11 protein-coding genes, 1 tRNA gene and 1 pseudogene are annotated in these 14,896 nt (G+C 69.7%); 9 read left to right on the plus strand and 4 right to left on the minus strand.

Going from position 1 to position 14,896, the window contains the following annotated elements:
- Positions 1-4 precede the first annotated feature (4 nt).
- The 3 genes from dcd to AYO52_RS15900 all read right to left on the minus strand — a co-directional run bounded on the left by dcd (position 5) and on the right by AYO52_RS15900 (position 2,356).
- Positions 5-568: a dCTP deaminase gene (dcd, locus tag AYO52_RS15890; RefSeq protein ID WP_067719486.1), complete on the minus strand. Its 564-nt coding sequence runs from the start codon at positions 566-568 to the stop codon at positions 5-7.
- On the minus strand, positions 549-1,337 hold the full coding sequence (locus tag AYO52_RS15895; protein ID WP_067719489.1) for a hypothetical protein: 789 nt from the start codon (positions 1,335-1,337) through the stop codon (positions 549-551). The genes dcd and AYO52_RS15895 overlap by 20 nt, the downstream gene beginning before the upstream one ends.
- Before the next feature lie 170 nt (positions 1,338-1,507).
- On the minus strand, positions 1,508-2,356 hold the full coding sequence (locus AYO52_RS15900) for a DUF2470 domain-containing protein (protein ID WP_253702244.1): 849 nt from the start codon (positions 2,354-2,356) through the stop codon (positions 1,508-1,510).
- Positions 2,357-2,573: 217 nt separating this feature from the next.
- On the opposite strand from AYO52_RS15900, the gene AYO52_RS15905 reads away from it, so the two are divergent.
- The 6 genes from AYO52_RS15905 to AYO52_RS15930 all read left to right on the plus strand — a co-directional run bounded on the left by AYO52_RS15905 (position 2,574) and on the right by AYO52_RS15930 (position 9,407).
- Positions 2,574-2,828, plus strand: a complete 255-nt coding sequence (locus AYO52_RS15905; RefSeq protein WP_067719492.1) for a hypothetical protein — start codon at positions 2,574-2,576, stop codon at positions 2,826-2,828.
- 61 nt (positions 2,829-2,889) lie between these two features.
- Positions 2,890-2,960 (plus strand) — tRNA-Gly (locus AYO52_RS15910).
- A 270-nt stretch (positions 2,961-3,230) separates the two neighbouring features.
- Positions 3,231-4,688, plus strand: a complete 1,458-nt coding sequence (locus AYO52_RS15915; RefSeq protein ID WP_067719495.1) for a class I adenylate-forming enzyme family protein — start codon at positions 3,231-3,233, stop codon at positions 4,686-4,688.
- Positions 4,689-4,749: 61 nt separating this feature from the next.
- Complete coding sequence (locus tag AYO52_RS15920; protein WP_082924089.1) at positions 4,750-6,630, plus strand: DUF3556 domain-containing protein; 1,881 nt, start codon at positions 4,750-4,752, stop codon at positions 6,628-6,630.
- Between the two features lie 4 nt (positions 6,631-6,634).
- Positions 6,635-8,053, plus strand: coding sequence for an NAD(P)/FAD-dependent oxidoreductase (locus tag AYO52_RS15925; RefSeq protein WP_067719498.1), 1,419 nt, complete (start codon positions 6,635-6,637; stop codon positions 8,051-8,053).
- A 61-nt stretch (positions 8,054-8,114) separates the two neighbouring features.
- Positions 8,115-9,407 (plus strand): CdaR family transcriptional regulator, encoded by a 1,293-nt coding sequence (locus tag AYO52_RS15930; protein ID WP_067719500.1) that lies wholly within the window; start codon positions 8,115-8,117, stop codon positions 9,405-9,407.
- A gap of 99 nt (positions 9,408-9,506) precedes the next feature.
- Here the strand turns inward: AYO52_RS15930 and AYO52_RS18650 are convergent, their stop codons facing one another.
- Entirely contained in the window at positions 9,507-10,943 is a 1,437-nt protein-coding gene (locus AYO52_RS18650; RefSeq protein ID WP_172812187.1) for a hypothetical protein, read from the minus strand.
- A 190-nt stretch (positions 10,944-11,133) separates the two neighbouring features.
- Here AYO52_RS18650 and AYO52_RS19030 point away from each other — a divergent pair, with 190 nt between their 5' ends.
- The 3 genes and pseudogenes from AYO52_RS19030 to AYO52_RS15950 all read left to right on the plus strand — a co-directional run bounded on the left by AYO52_RS19030 (position 11,134) and on the right by AYO52_RS15950 (position 14,733).
- On the plus strand, positions 11,134-11,310 hold the full coding sequence (locus tag AYO52_RS19030; protein ID WP_371517959.1) for a hypothetical protein: 177 nt from the start codon (positions 11,134-11,136) through the stop codon (positions 11,308-11,310).
- Positions 11,300-12,706 (plus strand): annotated as a pseudogene (locus AYO52_RS15945) (putative PEP-binding protein); the annotation flags it as partial. The gene AYO52_RS19030 and the pseudogene AYO52_RS15945, both read left to right, overlap by 11 nt.
- Positions 12,707-12,894: 188 nt before the next feature.
- The gene (locus AYO52_RS15950) at positions 12,895-14,733 is read left to right on the plus strand and encodes an acyl-CoA dehydrogenase (protein WP_067719508.1); all 1,839 of its coding nucleotides are present in this window, start codon (positions 12,895-12,897) and stop codon (positions 14,731-14,733) included.
- Positions 14,734-14,896: the final 163 nt, after the last annotated feature.

The following is a 14,896-nucleotide window of genomic DNA, read 5'->3' on the forward strand; positions in this document are numbered from 1 at the left end:
CGGGTCACCGGAAGTTCAGGTACGCCTTGGAGGCGGTGGGGCCGCGCTGGCCCTGGTACTTCGAGCCCACGGAGGCACTGCCGTACGGGGTCTCGGCGGGACTGGAGAGCCGGAACAGGCACAGCTGGCCGATCTTCATCCCGGGCCACAGCGTGATGGGCAGGTTCGCCACGTTCGACAGCTCGAGGGTGATGTGGCCGTCGAACCCGGGGTCGATGAAGCCGGCGGTGGAGTGCGTGAGCAGCCCGAGTCGACCGAGCGACGACTTGCCCTCGAGCCGGCCGGCCAGGTCGTCGGGCAGGCGGAGTCGCTCGAGGGTGGCCCCCAGGACGAACTCGCCGGGGTGCAGGACGAACGGGTCCCCCTCGGCGGGCTCGACCAGTTCGGTGAGCTCGTCCTGCTGCTGCGCGGGGTCGATGTGGGTGTAGCGCGAGTTGTTGAAGACGCGGAACATCCGGTCGAGGCGGACGTCGATGCTCGACGGCTGGATCAGCGCGGGGTCGAGGGGGTCGATGCCCAGCCGCCCGTCGGCGAGCTCGGTACGGAGGTCACGGTCGGAGAGCAGCACGGTCCTGAGGGTACCGCGCGCCTCCCGCGAGCAACCGGAGCTGGGTCCCCAGCTCGGTGACGTCCGTGCACGCCTCGGCGAACGGCAGCCGTTCGCGCCGGGCGCGGCCCTCGCGGTCCGTCAGCTCGATGTCGACGCCGGCGCGGTCGATGCCGATCAGGAGGGGTCGCTCGGCGGGCAGGCACCGGCAGACGCGCAAGGCCAGCCGCGGCACCACCTGGCAGCGCGGATCGTTGAGGTGGTCGAGCCAGTGCCCCTCGAGGTCGGTGAAGGGGTCGGGCCCGGAGGTGGCGAGGTCGTCGAGGGCGATGTCGGTGACGCCGGAGTCATCGGTGAGCAGGATCCGCTCCGTCCGGAGCCGGACGAGCGCCGACTCGGATCCGACCCCGAGCAGGGCCGAGTCGGGCAGGTCTCGCGCGATGCGGGTGGCGGCGTGGCGTTGGGCGCGCGCGTCGATCTGTTCGACCAGTCCGTCGACGACGACGAGGCGGCGACACCGGCCCCGGGCTGCCCCGCCGAGGATCTCGTCGAGCACCTCGAGACGGGCGTGCACTCCCCCGGACGGGATCGCCGCGGCGTCGGCCGTCGGGATGACGAGGCTGAGGTCGGCCGTTCCGGAAGTCCGGTGCGCGAGCGCGACCGCGGGAGTGGCGTTCACGCGGGAGCCGGCGGTGGGAGCGGGGAGACTCAGCGTGGCCCTCGCGCAGCGCCGCAGTGCCGAGCTCGCCCGTTCGGCCGGCTCGGGAACGGGTCCCACCAGTGATCGCATGCCTTCGCCCTCTCGTCATCGCGGTCCCAGCCTTTTCCGTTCCGGCGCCTCAGGGGTAGTGGCGCCGGAACGGAAAACACCGGAGCGGGGACGTGACTACCCGCAGCGAATAACTTAGGTAAGGCTTACCTGTAAAGACAAGGGCTTTCAGCGAATTCTTGTGAAGTGATTCACCGCGTCAGCGCGGAGAGTTGGGCGAGAACGTCGTCGGAATCGGCGCAGACCTGCGCGAACGGGAGTCTGACGAGGTCGCGGAACCCGCCACCGGTCGATCCGATGCGTAGGTCGACCCCGTACCGGTCGATCGCGACGATCCGCGGATCCGTGCCCGCGATCTGCCGCCCGGCACGCAACGCGAGACGGGAGGCGAGCCCGGTGTCGGCGGCGAGGCGGTGCAGCCAGACCTGCTCGTCGACGCCGATCGGGTCGACCGCCGCGGCGGCAAGGGACGCCCGGGGAACCACGTGGACGCCGTCCGCGGTGAGGTAGGTGATCTCCAGTGGCTGCAACTCGCTCAGGCGGAGCGACCCGCCCTCCGAGTTCGGGCCCGTCCCGCCCCCGTCGGCGGTGACCAACCTGCGCCGACGCGCCGGGGACGAGGCCGTCACGATCCCGGAGAGGGTGACAACTCCCCGGGCGACAGCGCAGTCGTCGTCGTCGCCCCCGGCAGCCCGCCCCCCACCACCGGCCCCTCCGCGTCCCGCACCACACGACGCGGGTCGGCCGTCGAGAGCGAACGACGGGCGCGGCGCGCAACCCCGGCACCGACCGGTACACACCGTGTCGACGATCTCGACGGTGGCGGTGGCCCCGGCGGCCGCGACCCGGTCGACGTCACCGGCCTCACGCGACATGCCCCCCACGTCGACCACCAGGACGATCACCCCGTCGTCCCGGACGCGCGCCGAGCGCAGCGGCCGCCTGAGCATGCCGGCCTCGATGGCCCCGGCCGCACCGCGGGCGAGCACCGTCCGTACCCGCTCGGCGATCGGCCGCTCCATGGCCTCGCGCACGTCCACCACGCACCTCCTGCAGGGCTGAGCCCGCGGACCGGCCATCCGGTCGCACAAATCGGACTGTCCTCCAGTTCAGCGCATGGCACGCCCCTTTCGTTCCCGAACCGACCCTCGAAACCACGTGAGACCTGCCACATCCCGGCGCCCTCCCGGCCCGGCGACCCCCCGGGAGCGCCTGGCGGATATGCACCGACCCCCGCTGCCGTGGTGAAATAGGCGCATGGACGAGATCAGGGACGAGCCCTCGAGGTACTTCTGGCGCTGGACCCAGTGGTCGTGGGTGTGTGTCGGCGTCGCCGTACTCATCGTGCTGATGGGGATCACCGGCGGCGGATCGGTCACGCCGTGGATCATCGGCGCGATCGCGGTGGCGGTGATCGGGGGCGTGGCGTTCGGATTCGTCCCCCGCGCGTCGCTCAACCAGCCCAAGCGGCCGATGACCACGGGCGCGAAGCGCAAGTCCGCCCGGAAGTGACCCCACCGCGCCTGCGGCCACCGGGGCTCGTGCTAATCTGAAGCCGCCTCCAGCAGGCACTGCCGATGTAGTTCAATGGTAGAACTTCTGCTTCCCAAGCAGACAGCGCGGGTTCGATTCCCGTCATCGGCTCCCTCGCCCGAACCGGGCCATTCTGCGGGGCACCTCCACCAGCGAGGTGCCCCGCAGTTCGTTGTTCCGGCCCCGTCCGCACCGGCCGTCCGCACCGGCCGCCCGCTCCTGCCATCCCGCCCGGATGAGCACCCGACGCCCCCGGCGCCACCTCCCCCGCTTGTACATCGTGCACTAACGCAAACGTGAAGTTCGTCACATCTACCGATGTGCGGCCCGCCCGATCTTCGTAGTGTCCGAGATCACACAGGTCGCCGACGAGAAGTAGATGTGCAGCCCGGATACCTCCCCAGAACACTCGCGGAACGCTTCGGCGACGCCCCCAGCATCCGTGACGACGCGACCCGAATGTCCTTCCGCGAACTCGACCGGGCGGTGACCTCGGTGGCCGCGCAGTTCAGCGAACACGGCGTCACCAGCGGGGACGTGATCGCGGTGATGCTCCCCAACCGGAGCGAGCTGGTGATCTCCATCTTCGCGGCGTGGTACCTCGGCGCAGCGGCCACCCCGATCAACCCGAACTTCACGCACGACGAGGCCGATCACCAGATCAACGACGCCGACGCCGTGCTCGTCGTGAACTCCACCGCCGACTCCCCCTCCGGCGGGCGACCGGCGATTAGCGTCGATGACCTAAGGACGTCGGGGAACGGTGCGCAGCTCGACCCCGTCGACCTGGCGGACGACGACCTCGCCCTGGTGATCTACACCAGCGGATCCACCGGGCGTCCCAAGGGCGTCATGCTCACCCACGCCAACGCCACGGCGATGTCCCGGACCATGGCCGACACCATGCGGATGACCGCCGAGGACCACTGCCTGCTGGTCCTGCCGCTGTTCCACGTGAACGCGTTGATGGTCAGCCTCCTGGCTCCCCTCCAGGTCGGCGCGCAACTGACGATCATGGGCGGCTTCGACGCCCAGAAGTTCTACGACACCGTCGAGAACCTCCGGCCCACCTACTTCTCCGCCGTACCCACCATCTACGCACTGCTGCTCACCAGGGCGGAGGGCCGGCAACCGGACATGTCCTCGCTCCGGTTCGCCGTCTGCGGCGCTGCTCCGGCCACGCGGGAACTCCTCGCGGCGGCCGAGGAGTTCTTCGACGTGCCCATCCTGGAGGGCTACGGCCTGACCGAGGCCACCTGCGCCTCGGCGGTCAATCCGATCGACGGCCCGCGCAAGCCCGGGACCGTGGGGCCGGCACTGCCCGGCCAACGTATCCGGATCGTCGACGACCTCCTCCGCGACGTACCCACCGGACAGACCGGGGAGGTACTGATCACCGGGGCCGTCGTGATGGCGGGCTACCTCAACATGCCGGAGGCCACCGCTCAGACGATCGTCGACGGGTGGGTGCGCACCGGTGACGTGGGCCGGCTCGACGAGGACGGCTACCTCAGCATCGTCGACCGGCTCAAGGACATGATCATCCGCGGCGGGGAGAACCTGTACCCCAAGGAGATCGAGAACGCCATCGGCAGCCTGCCGGGTGCACTCGAGGTCGCCGTGGTCGGCCGCCGGGATGACGTGCTCGGTGAGGTCCCCGTGGCCTTCGTCGTCCCGTACCCGGACGTGGAACTGACACCCGACGCCGTGATCGCGCACTGCCGTGACCGCCTCACCCGGGTGAAGGTGCCGGTCGAGGTGACGATCACCGCGGCACTGCCCAAGAACCCGGTCGGCAAGATCGACAAACCGCGCCTGCGCACCTCGCTCGTCGCCTGACCCCTCAACCCTCGTTCCCTCAACCCTCGTTCCCTCAACCCGACCCGAGAAGGAGTCCCCCATGGGGTTTCTACAAGCCGATGTCCCGGCCGTCGATCCGGCCAAGTTCGAGTCCATCCCCACGATGGAACGGATGAAACTGCTTGCTCACCACTGGGTGGAGTTCGGATTCGGTGCGCCGAAGATCATGCACTCCCTGTACCTCGTCAAGGGCCTGGTCTTCTTCCTCGGCGGCTGGCTCATCATCGGGCTCTCCACGCCCGGCCTCCCGCTGACCGACCTCGGCGCGTGGTGGGGCGAGGTGATCGTCTACCAGAAGGCGATGATCTGGGTGATCCTCTGGTCAGCCACCGGGTTCAACGAATCGTGGGGCCCGTTGGCGTTCAAGTTCAAGCCCAACACGGCAGGGTACCGCTACTGGATGCGAACCGGGACGCTGCGGCTCCCGCCCTGGCCGGACAAGATCCCCTTCACCAAGGGAGACGAGCGTAAGGCCATCGACGTCGCGCTGTACTTCGCGATGCTCGCCACCCTCGCGCTGGGCCTGGTCCTGCCCGGTCAGCAGACCGCCGCCGCCTACAGCGAGGCCGGACTCGTGCCGCTGTGGCCGTTCGTCACGTTCGTCGCGATCCAGCTGGTGATGGGTCTGCGGGACAGGGTCACGTTCCTGGCGTCGCGTCCCGAGCAGTACTCCGTCATCATGCTCGGTTTCGGTGTTCTCACCACCTTCGGCGCCGGCCACGTGGACATGATCATCGTCGCCAAGATCGCGATGTTCGCGGTCTGGTGGGGCGCGTTCATCTCCAAGCTCGGCGTCCACTTCACGCCCACCGTGCAGACGATGCTCACCAACGGCCCGCTGATCAAGTCCAAGGCGCTGCGCCGGTCGCTCTACCGCAACGCGCCCGAGGACCTCATGCCCACCAAGGTGGCGTTCTTCGCCGCGCACGTCATGGGCACGATCGTCGAGTTCGTCGTCCCGCTCGTCCTGCTCTTCACCACCAACTGGACGGTCGCGGTCCTGGCCGCCGCGTTCATGATGTGCTTCCACGTGTTCATCTACTCGATGTTCGCGCTGGCCATGCCGCAGGAATGGAACCTCTTCTACGTGTTCGCGACGCCGGTGGTCTTCCTCGGCTTCTTCGCCGGCGACGGGTACGCCCTGTGGGACGCCAGCAGCGTATGGGTCGTGGTGATCGCCGCGGTGCTCACCCTGACCGGCCCGATAGTCGGCAACTTCCGACCCGACAAGATCTCGTTCCTCATCGGAATGCGTCAGTACGCCGGCAACTGGGCCTCCTCCACGATGGCGTTCCGAAACAACGGGTGCGAGGCCAAGCTGGACAACCCGGCCTTCGTGACGTCCATGACGTCCCCGCACAACCAGCTGTCGGCACTGTTCGGCCCCGAGGGCGCCGAGATCTTCCTCCAGAAGACCACCGCGTTCCGGATGATGAACACCCAGGGACGCGGCCACATGTCGATCATGCCGTCGGTCCTGGACAGCATGGAGAACTACCGGTTCCGCGAGGGCGAGGTGCTGTGCACCTTCTTCTCCGGGTGGCAGTTCGGAGACGGGCACCTGTTCGACGAGCGGACGATCTCGGCGGTGCAGAAGCGGTGCAACTTCGAGCCGGGTGAGTTCATCAGCGTCTGGACCGAGTCCCAGCCACTGCACAAGAAGACCATCGAGTACCGCGTGATCGACGCGGCCCTCGGGGTCGTCGAGCGTGGCCACTACGACGTCCGTGACGTGGTCACGGAGCAGCCATGGCTTCCGAACGGGCCCATCCCGTTCACCGTGACCTGGCGCCACCCGGAGTACCTGCCGGCCGATCAGCGGGCGTCCGCGAGCGTTCCCGCCTCCCCCGGCGCCGAGGGCCCGCTCACGGACACGTCCCCCGCGGGCGGTCGCGACGAGTCCACGGTCGGGATGAGCTGAGTTCATGCCCACAGCGATCATCGTCGGTAGCGGGCCCAACGGCCTGGCAGCCGCGTTGACACTGGCCGCCGATGGAGTCGATGTCACCGTTCTGGAGGCATCCGACTCCATCGGCGGCGGCACCAGGTCCGGCGAGATGACCTCGCCGGGCCTGCTGCACGACCAGTGTTCGGGATTCCACCCCCTCGCCGTCGACACCGCCTTCAGCCGCCGGTTCGACCTCGAGGCCCACGGCCTACGGTGGGCGCTCCCCGAGGTCCAGTACTCGCACCCGCTGGACGGTGGCAGGGGTGCGGCGGTCTGGAAGTCGGTGGACCACACGGCCTCCCGACTCGGCGACGACGGGGAGTCCTACCGACGGATGTTCGGAGCCCTCACCGCACGCTTCCCACAGATCGCCGAGGAGTTCCTCCAGCCCCTCCTGCACGTCCCGGACCATCCCCTCGTCCTCGCCCGCTTCGGGGCCTACGCCGCCATGCCTGCCAGCGTGTTGGCCCGCCGGTGGCACACCGACGAGGCGCGGGCCCTGTTCGGAGGCGTCGCCGCACACGCCTTCCGCCCGCTCGGCTCGGTAATGTCCTCGGCGATCGGCGTCGCCCTGGGTACGGCCGCACACCGGTTCGGCTGGCCGGTGGCCGCGGGGGGTTCGGCGACGATCGCCACCACGATGGCGTCGATGTTGACCTCGTACGGCGGCCGGATCGACACCGGGGTCACCGTCCGCGACCACCGCGAGCTGGGGAACCCGGACATCGTGATGCTCGACACCTCTCCTGCCGCCGCTGCCGGGATCCTCGCCGGCGTCATACCCCGCAGGGTCGACCGCGCCTTCCGCCGCTTCCGACACGGGCCCGCGGCGTTCCAGGTCGCCTTCGCGGTCGAGGGCGGCATCCCGTGGTCCCACGAGCCGTCCCGGTCGGCCGGCACGGTCCACGTGGGGGGCACCTTCGCGGAGATCGCCGCAGCCGAGCGGCAGGTCGTCCGAGGGGAGATGCCGCAGCGGCCCTTCGTCCTGGTCGGCCAGCAGTCCGTCGCCGACCCCGCCCGCGCGAGGAACGGGCTCCATCCCGTCGACGCCTACGCCCACGTACCCGCGGGGTGGACGGGCGATGCCACCCAGACGATCATCGACCAGATCGAGCGATTCGCCCCCGGGTTCCGCGATCGCGTCCACGAGATCCACACGCGCTCGACCCGTGAACTCGAGGATCACAACGCCAACTACGTCGGCGGGGATATCGTGACGGGTGCCAACGACCCCCGCCAGTTGGTCTTCCGGCCGCGGGTCGCCCTCGACCCCTATTCGACCGGCGTGCCCGGCGTCTACATCTGCTCGGCGGCCGCCCCGCCCGGGGCGGGCGCCCACGGAATGGCTGGGTGGAACGCCGCGCGTTCCGCCCTGTCGTACCTGTCCGGACGGTGATCACGCAGGAAGGACACGGCGGGACCTGAGCCACCAGACGGACCCGACCCCGCCCGCACACATGCTCAGCACAACACCGCAGGATCCCGAGCGCCTCCGCGAACTGACCCGCCGCATAGGTCTGAGGCTCAGTTCGCGGACCGCGGCCATCTCCGACAGCATGACCGCGGCCATCGAGGACGCCATCGGCGAACTCACCGATGAGGACACACACTCGGCTCTGCACGCCAGCGTGACGAACAACGTCGAGGTCATCATCGACATGCTGTCGCACACCAAGGACGCACACGACCTCCCTCCCCTGCCCGACGCGGTGCACTACGCCGTCGCGCTCGCCCGCAGGGACGTCTCGAGCGCCGCACTGCGGCGGGCCTATCACGTCGGTTCCGACTGTCTCCTGGCCCATGTGTTCGACCAGGTGCAGGGGGTCGAGTGCGAGGACCACGAGAAGCTGCCGCTCTACCACCACCTCGCCGGATGGCTGTACCAGTACGTCGACGAGATCACCCGGACCGTCATCGCCGCACACGAGGAGGAGGTGCGCTCCTCCCACGACCGGGCGGCGCGGTCGATCAACTCGATCGTCAACCGGGTCCTCGACGGCGAGGGCATCGACCCCGCCGAGTTCGAGCGGGTGACGGGATACCGACTGAACCAGGTGCACGTCGGGTGCCGGGTGTGGATCGACGACTTCGGCGCGTTCACCGATCAGTCCCGATTGCTCGAGAGCGTCGTGGACAGTCTGGCCGGGCAACTCGGCGACCACCGCCCGCCGCTGATGATCGCCACCGGCCGCGCCACGGCCGAGGCCTGGTTCGGCATGGAGGGCCGTCGCCTCGCCGTCGACACGGGAGTCCTCGCGCCGATCGCCGCGGCGACCCCCGCGGCCCGGATATCCTTCGGCGCGCCCGGTGCCGGGGTCGAGGGGTTCCGCACCACCCGCACACAGGCAGCGCTCGTCGGCACGATCGCGCAGGTGTGCACCGGCGACGAGGCGCGTGTGGTCTCGTACGCGGACGACGGGATCCCCGTCATCGCCCGACTGGCCGAGGACCTCGCGTCCACCCGGCGATGGATCCGCGAAGTCCTCGGCGGCCTGGCGAGGGACACGGACGACGCGGCGAGACAGCGGGAGACCGTCCGGGTGTTCCTGGACTCGGCGGAGAACTACTCGGAGACGGCGTCCCGGCTGCTCCTGCACCGCAACACCGTGAGGTACCGACTGACCAAGGCCGAGCACGAACTGGGCCGGGAACCGGGGGCCAGGCGCCTGGACACCCACCTGGCTCTCACCCTCTGCCACGTGCTGGGCAGCGTGGTCCTGATCGCTGACGACGGCACGCCGGCGGGCTGAGCACACTCACCCGTGCCGGACCGGTCGGGCGCCGCTGGGAAGTCGGGCGCCGTCCGGAATCAGATGCGGTCCGGAGTCGCGGCTCCGGGACTCGGGCGCTCAGTCGGCCTTACCGTTGTCCCCACCGCGGCGGCGCAGGAGCTGGAATCCGGGGATGCCGGCGACCGCCTCGAGGCACTGTTGCGCCACCTCGAGGATCTGGTGGACCTCGGGGGCAACGGTGTCCAGTGAGGCCAGGACCGGCATGACGTCGTTCTCGAGGGTGTCGCCCAGCGCCGGCAGGTGGTCGATGAACTGGATGACCGCCTTGACCTCGTCGGGGTCGACCGACTCGAGGACGTCGTCGGCGATCGGTTCGAGCAACCGGATCGTCTTGTCCGCCCACGCCAGGACCTCGGTCATCCGGGTCGCCACGACCCGGGCGGCCTCCACGTCCAGGTCGGCGTCCACGAGCAGTGCCTCGACGACCGGCTTGACCTGAGCGAAGGTGGAGTCCGCGAAGTCGACGAGGGGGACGACCCGTTCGATGAGCCCGCCGGCGTCGAGGACCAGATCGTCCGCGGTGTCCACCGTCGTCCGGACGCGAGCCACCACGCCCTCGGCGGACTCGACGGTGCTCCCCACCCGCACGACCACGCCCTCGGCGGAGTCGATCGTGCCGTCCACGCGCCGCACCACCCCCTCCGCGGAGTCGATCGTGCCGTCCACGCGCCGCACCACGCCCTCGGCGGAGTCGATCGTGCCGTCCACGCGCCGCACCACCCCCTCCGCGGAGTCGATCGTGCCGTCCACGCGCCGCACCACGCCCTCGGCGGAGTCGATCGTGCCGTCCACGCGCCGCACCACGCCCTCGGCGGAGTCGATCGTGCCGTCCACGCGCCGCACCACGCCCTCGGCGGAGTCGATCGTGCCGTCCACGCGCCGCACCACGCCCTCGGCGGAGTCGATCGTGCCGTCCACGCGCCGCACCACGCCCTCGGCGGAGTCGATCGTGCCGTCCACGCGCCGCACCACGCCCTCGGCGGAGTCGATCGTGCCGTCCACGCGCCGCACCACGCCCTCGGCGGAGTCGATCGTGCCGTCCACGCGCCGCACCACGCCCTCGGCGGAGTCGATCGTGCCGTCCACGCGCCGCACCACGCCCTCGGCGGAGTCGATCGTGGCGTCCACGCGCCGCACCACGCCCTCGGCGGAGTCGACGGTCGAGCCCACCCGGCCCACGATCCCCTCGGCGGCAGAGACCGTGTCGGCGACCTCGTCGACGACCCTGTTGGCCCTGGCCACCGTGGTGCGGACACCGTCGACCGTGTCGACGGCGGTGGCCACGATCCCGTCGATCTGCCGCACGGTGCGGCTGACCTCGTCGAGCAGGTCCTGGATCCGCACGACCACGTCCTCCACGTCCGCGAGTAGCACGAGGACGCGGGCGGGCAGCATGAGCAACTCCCTGGCCATTCTCAGCTCCCACTCCACGACACGGAACGCCGTTCCCACCACGGAGGAGGCGGAGGGAACGCGGAGCTGGATGTCTGCCATGCGCTGATTGTGCCTGAACCACCCACACCGGGCAGCCGGTCCGCCCACCATGGAGACAGCGACGGTTTCGACCGGTCGGGCCGCGATCTCGAAGGAGCGAGCGATGGACGCACGATGGGTCGCCGATTTCTCCGAGCTGAGGCTGGCGGACGCACCCGAGTACGGCGGGAAATCCGCCAATCTCGGGGAGATGACGGGCGCGGGGTTCCCCGTGCCGCCGGGATTCTCGGTCGGACAGTCGGCCTACCTCGCCGCGATGGAGACGGCCGGTGTCCGGTCGCGCCTCTACGACGGCCGGGTCCCTGCCGACGGGACGAGCGAGGCGGAGCTGATGTCCCTCGCGGCGGAGTTCGGTGGCACCGGGTGAGCTGTATATCGTGCAGACCCGCCCGATCACCACGCTGGCCGTCGACGCGGCGCACGCGGCCGATCCCGTCGGCGCGGGGGGCGAGGTGGAACCAATCGTCTCCGGACTCGGCGCGGGGCCCGGCACGGCGATCGGGACAGCGCGCGTCCTCACCGAACTGGCGGACGGGGTGAACCTGGCCGCCGGCGAGATCCTGGTGGCCACGATGACCGACCCCGACTGGCTGCCGATCCTCCAGCGCGCCGCCGCGATCGTCACCGACGAGGGGGGCGTGACCTGTCACGCCGCCATCGTCGGGCGCGAACTGGGGCGTCCCGTGATCGTGGGCACGCGATCGGCGACCGCCGACATCGCCGACGGGCAGACCATCACCGTCGACGGCACCGCCGGCGTCGTCTACCCGGGAGAGGTGCGCGCGGCCGAGGCGCCGCAGGCTCCCGCCGATGCCGGCGCGGCGCCCGAGGTGCGCACGCGCGAGGTCACCGCCACGGCCGTCTACGTCAACCTCGCGACGCCCGACGCCGCCGCGCGGGTCGCGGCCATGGACGTCGACGGCGTCGGCCTGCTGCGGGCGGAGTTCCTCATCACCAGCGCCCTGCAGGGGTTGCACCCGCTCCGGCTCATCGCGGAGGGCAGGACGGAGGAGTACGTGGAGCGGATGGCCTCGGGGATCAGCACCATCGCCGCCGCCTTCGATCCGAGGCCCGTGGTGTACCGCGCCACCGACCTGCGGTCCAACGAGTTCCGGGGGCTGCTCGGAGGGGAGGTGGAGGCCGAGGAGCGCAATCCGATGATCGGCTACCGGGGCTGCTTCCGCTACACCCGGGAACCTGACCTGTTCCGGTTGGAACTGGACGCGCTCGAGCGGGTGCGGCGGCGGCACCGGAACCTGCACCTGATGATCCCGTTCGTCCGGACCGGGTGGGAACTGCGGGCCTGTCTGGACATCATCGACGCCCACCCGATCGGTCGCGACACGGGGCTCAAGCGCTGGATCATGGCCGAGGTGCCCTCGGTGGTGCACTGGATCCCCGAGTACGCCGCCATGGGCATCGACGGCGTATCGATCGGTTCCAACGATCTCACCCAGTTGACGTTGGGGGTCGACCGCGACTCGGAGGTGTGTACGGGCCTGTTCGACTCGATGGACCCGGCGGTGCTGGCGTTCATCGACCAGATCATCGACCGCTGCCACGAGTCCGGCCTCACCGTGTCCCTGTGCGGACAGGCGGCGTCGACCGATCCCCGTATGGCCGAGCACCTCGTCCGGAAGGGGGTCACGTCGGTCTCCGTCACGCCGGACTACGCAGAGGTGACCCGGCGGACCGTCGCCCGGGCCGAGCGGACGATCCTGCTCGACGCCGCCCGGGCCGCCGCCCGTCCCGGGCGTGACTGACCGCGCGGCGCGCCCTCGCAGGTCCGCGCCGAAATCAGAGCCTTCCCTCACCTTGGACTGTTTGCTGACAACGCACTAGCATCAGTTTTGTTACCGGCGAGTAGGTTCCGGCGTACCAGTGGTTACGTGCACCGACTCCTCGGGCGCGACACAGTCATGACACCGCACTCCGAACGGAGAAGACCGTAATGGGTCACTACAAGAGCAACGTCCGCGACCTCGAGTTCAACATGTTCGAGGTCCTGCGTATGAACGAGGCACTCGACGCCGGCGAGTTCGGCGACATGGACACCGAGACCGCCAAGGGCATCCTCTCCGAGGTCGCGACCCTGACCGAGGGCCCTGTCGCGGAGTCCTTCGCCTCCGCCGACCGCAACCCGCCGGTGTTCGACCCCGAGACCCACTCGGTCTCCATCCCGGAGGACTTCAAGAAGTCCTTCAAGGCCTGGTACGACGCCGGCTACTGGTCGATGGGACTGCCGGAGGAGCTCGGCGGGATGCCGGCCCCCCGCGCGATGGTGTGGGCCACCGGCGAGATGATGCTCGGGGCCAACCCGGCGGCGTTCATGTACGGCGCCGGCCCCGCCTTCGCCGCCGTCCTCTACGAGAACGGCACCGAGGAGCAGAAGCAGTGGGCCGCCACCTGCGTCGAGCGCGGCTGGGGAGCGACCATGGTCCTCACCGAGCCCGACGCCGGCTCCGATGTCGGTTCCGGCCGCACGAAGGCGGTCAAGCAGGACGACGGCTCCTGGCACATCGAGGGCGTCAAGCGCTTCATCACCTCGGCCGACTCCGACGACATGTTCGAGAACATCTTCCACCTGGTCCTGGCGCGCCCCGAGGGCGCCGGCCCCGGCACCAAGGGCCTGTCGCTGTTCTTCGTGCCGAAGTTCCACTTCGACTTCGAGAAGAACGAGATGGGCGAGCGCAACGGGGTGTTCGTCACCGGCGTCGAGCACAAGATGGGCCTCAAGGTCTCCACGACCTGCGAACTGACCTTCGGCGGTCACGGCGTGCCCGCCAAGGGCTGGATGGTCGGCGGCGACGAGCTCAACCAGGGCATCCGTCAGATGTTCGATGTCATCGAGCACGCGCGCATGATGGTCGGCACCAAGGCCATCTCCACCCTGTCGACCGGCTACCTCAACGCGCTCGAATTCGCCAAGGAGCGTGTCCAGGGCGGCGACATGACCGAGATGGCCGACAAGACCGCCCCGCGCGTCACCATCACCCACCACCCGGACGTGCGGCGTGCGCTGATCCGCCAGAAGGCGTTCGCCGAGGGTCTGCGCGCGGTGTACATGTACACGGCGGCCCACCAGGACGTCGAGACCGCCGCGCGCGTCTCCGGCGCCGACGGCGAGCTGGCCCATCGGGTCAACGATCTGCTGCTGCCGATCGTCAAGGGCGTCGGTTCCGAGCGCGCCTACGAGCTGCTCACCGAGTCGCTTCAGACGTTCGGCGGGTCGGGCTTCCTGCAGGACTACCCGATCGAGCAGTACATCCGCGACGCCAAGATCGACTCCCTCTACGAGGGCACCACCGCGATCCAGGCACAGGACTTCTTCTTCCGCAAGATCGCCCGTGACCGCGGCACCGCCGTGGGCCACGTGTCGGCGCAGATCAAGCAGTTCCTGGACAGCGACGCGTGCGGCGGCCGACTGGCGGCCGAGCGGGAGCTGCTCGCGACCGCTCTCGCGGACGTCGAGGCCATGATCGGCACGTGCTTCGATCACCTCATGGGTTCGCAGGACGACCCCAAGCGCCTGTACACGGTCGGGTTCGCCTCGGTGCGCGTCCTCATGGCGTTCGGTGACCTCATGATGGGCTGGCGTCTCCTGGTCGGCGCAGAGGTCGCCCTCGGCGCGCTGGACGGGGCGTCCGACGACGACAAGGACTTCTACAACGGCAAGATCGCCGCCGCCCGGTGGTTCGCCAAGAACGAGCTGCCCCTGATCAGCGCCACCCGCGCGATCGTCGCAGACCTCGACAACGAGCTGATGGAGCTGGACGAGTCCGCGTTCTGATCCCCACCTGACGGGCCCTTCCGGGTCCCCACCGTCGATCCGCCGCCCCTGCCCGGGCGGCGGATCGACTCGTTTCGCCGGATGCGGGCAGCCCACCCCACGAATCCGCTACCCGGATTCCGGATCCGCTATGCCTATGGGAGTAGCGGATCCGGAATCCGGG

The organism is Dietzia sp. 111N12-1, from assembly GCF_001658045.1.
In the GTDB taxonomy this organism is placed as follows: Bacteria; Actinomycetota; Actinomycetes; order Mycobacteriales; family Mycobacteriaceae; genus Dietzia; species Dietzia kunjamensis.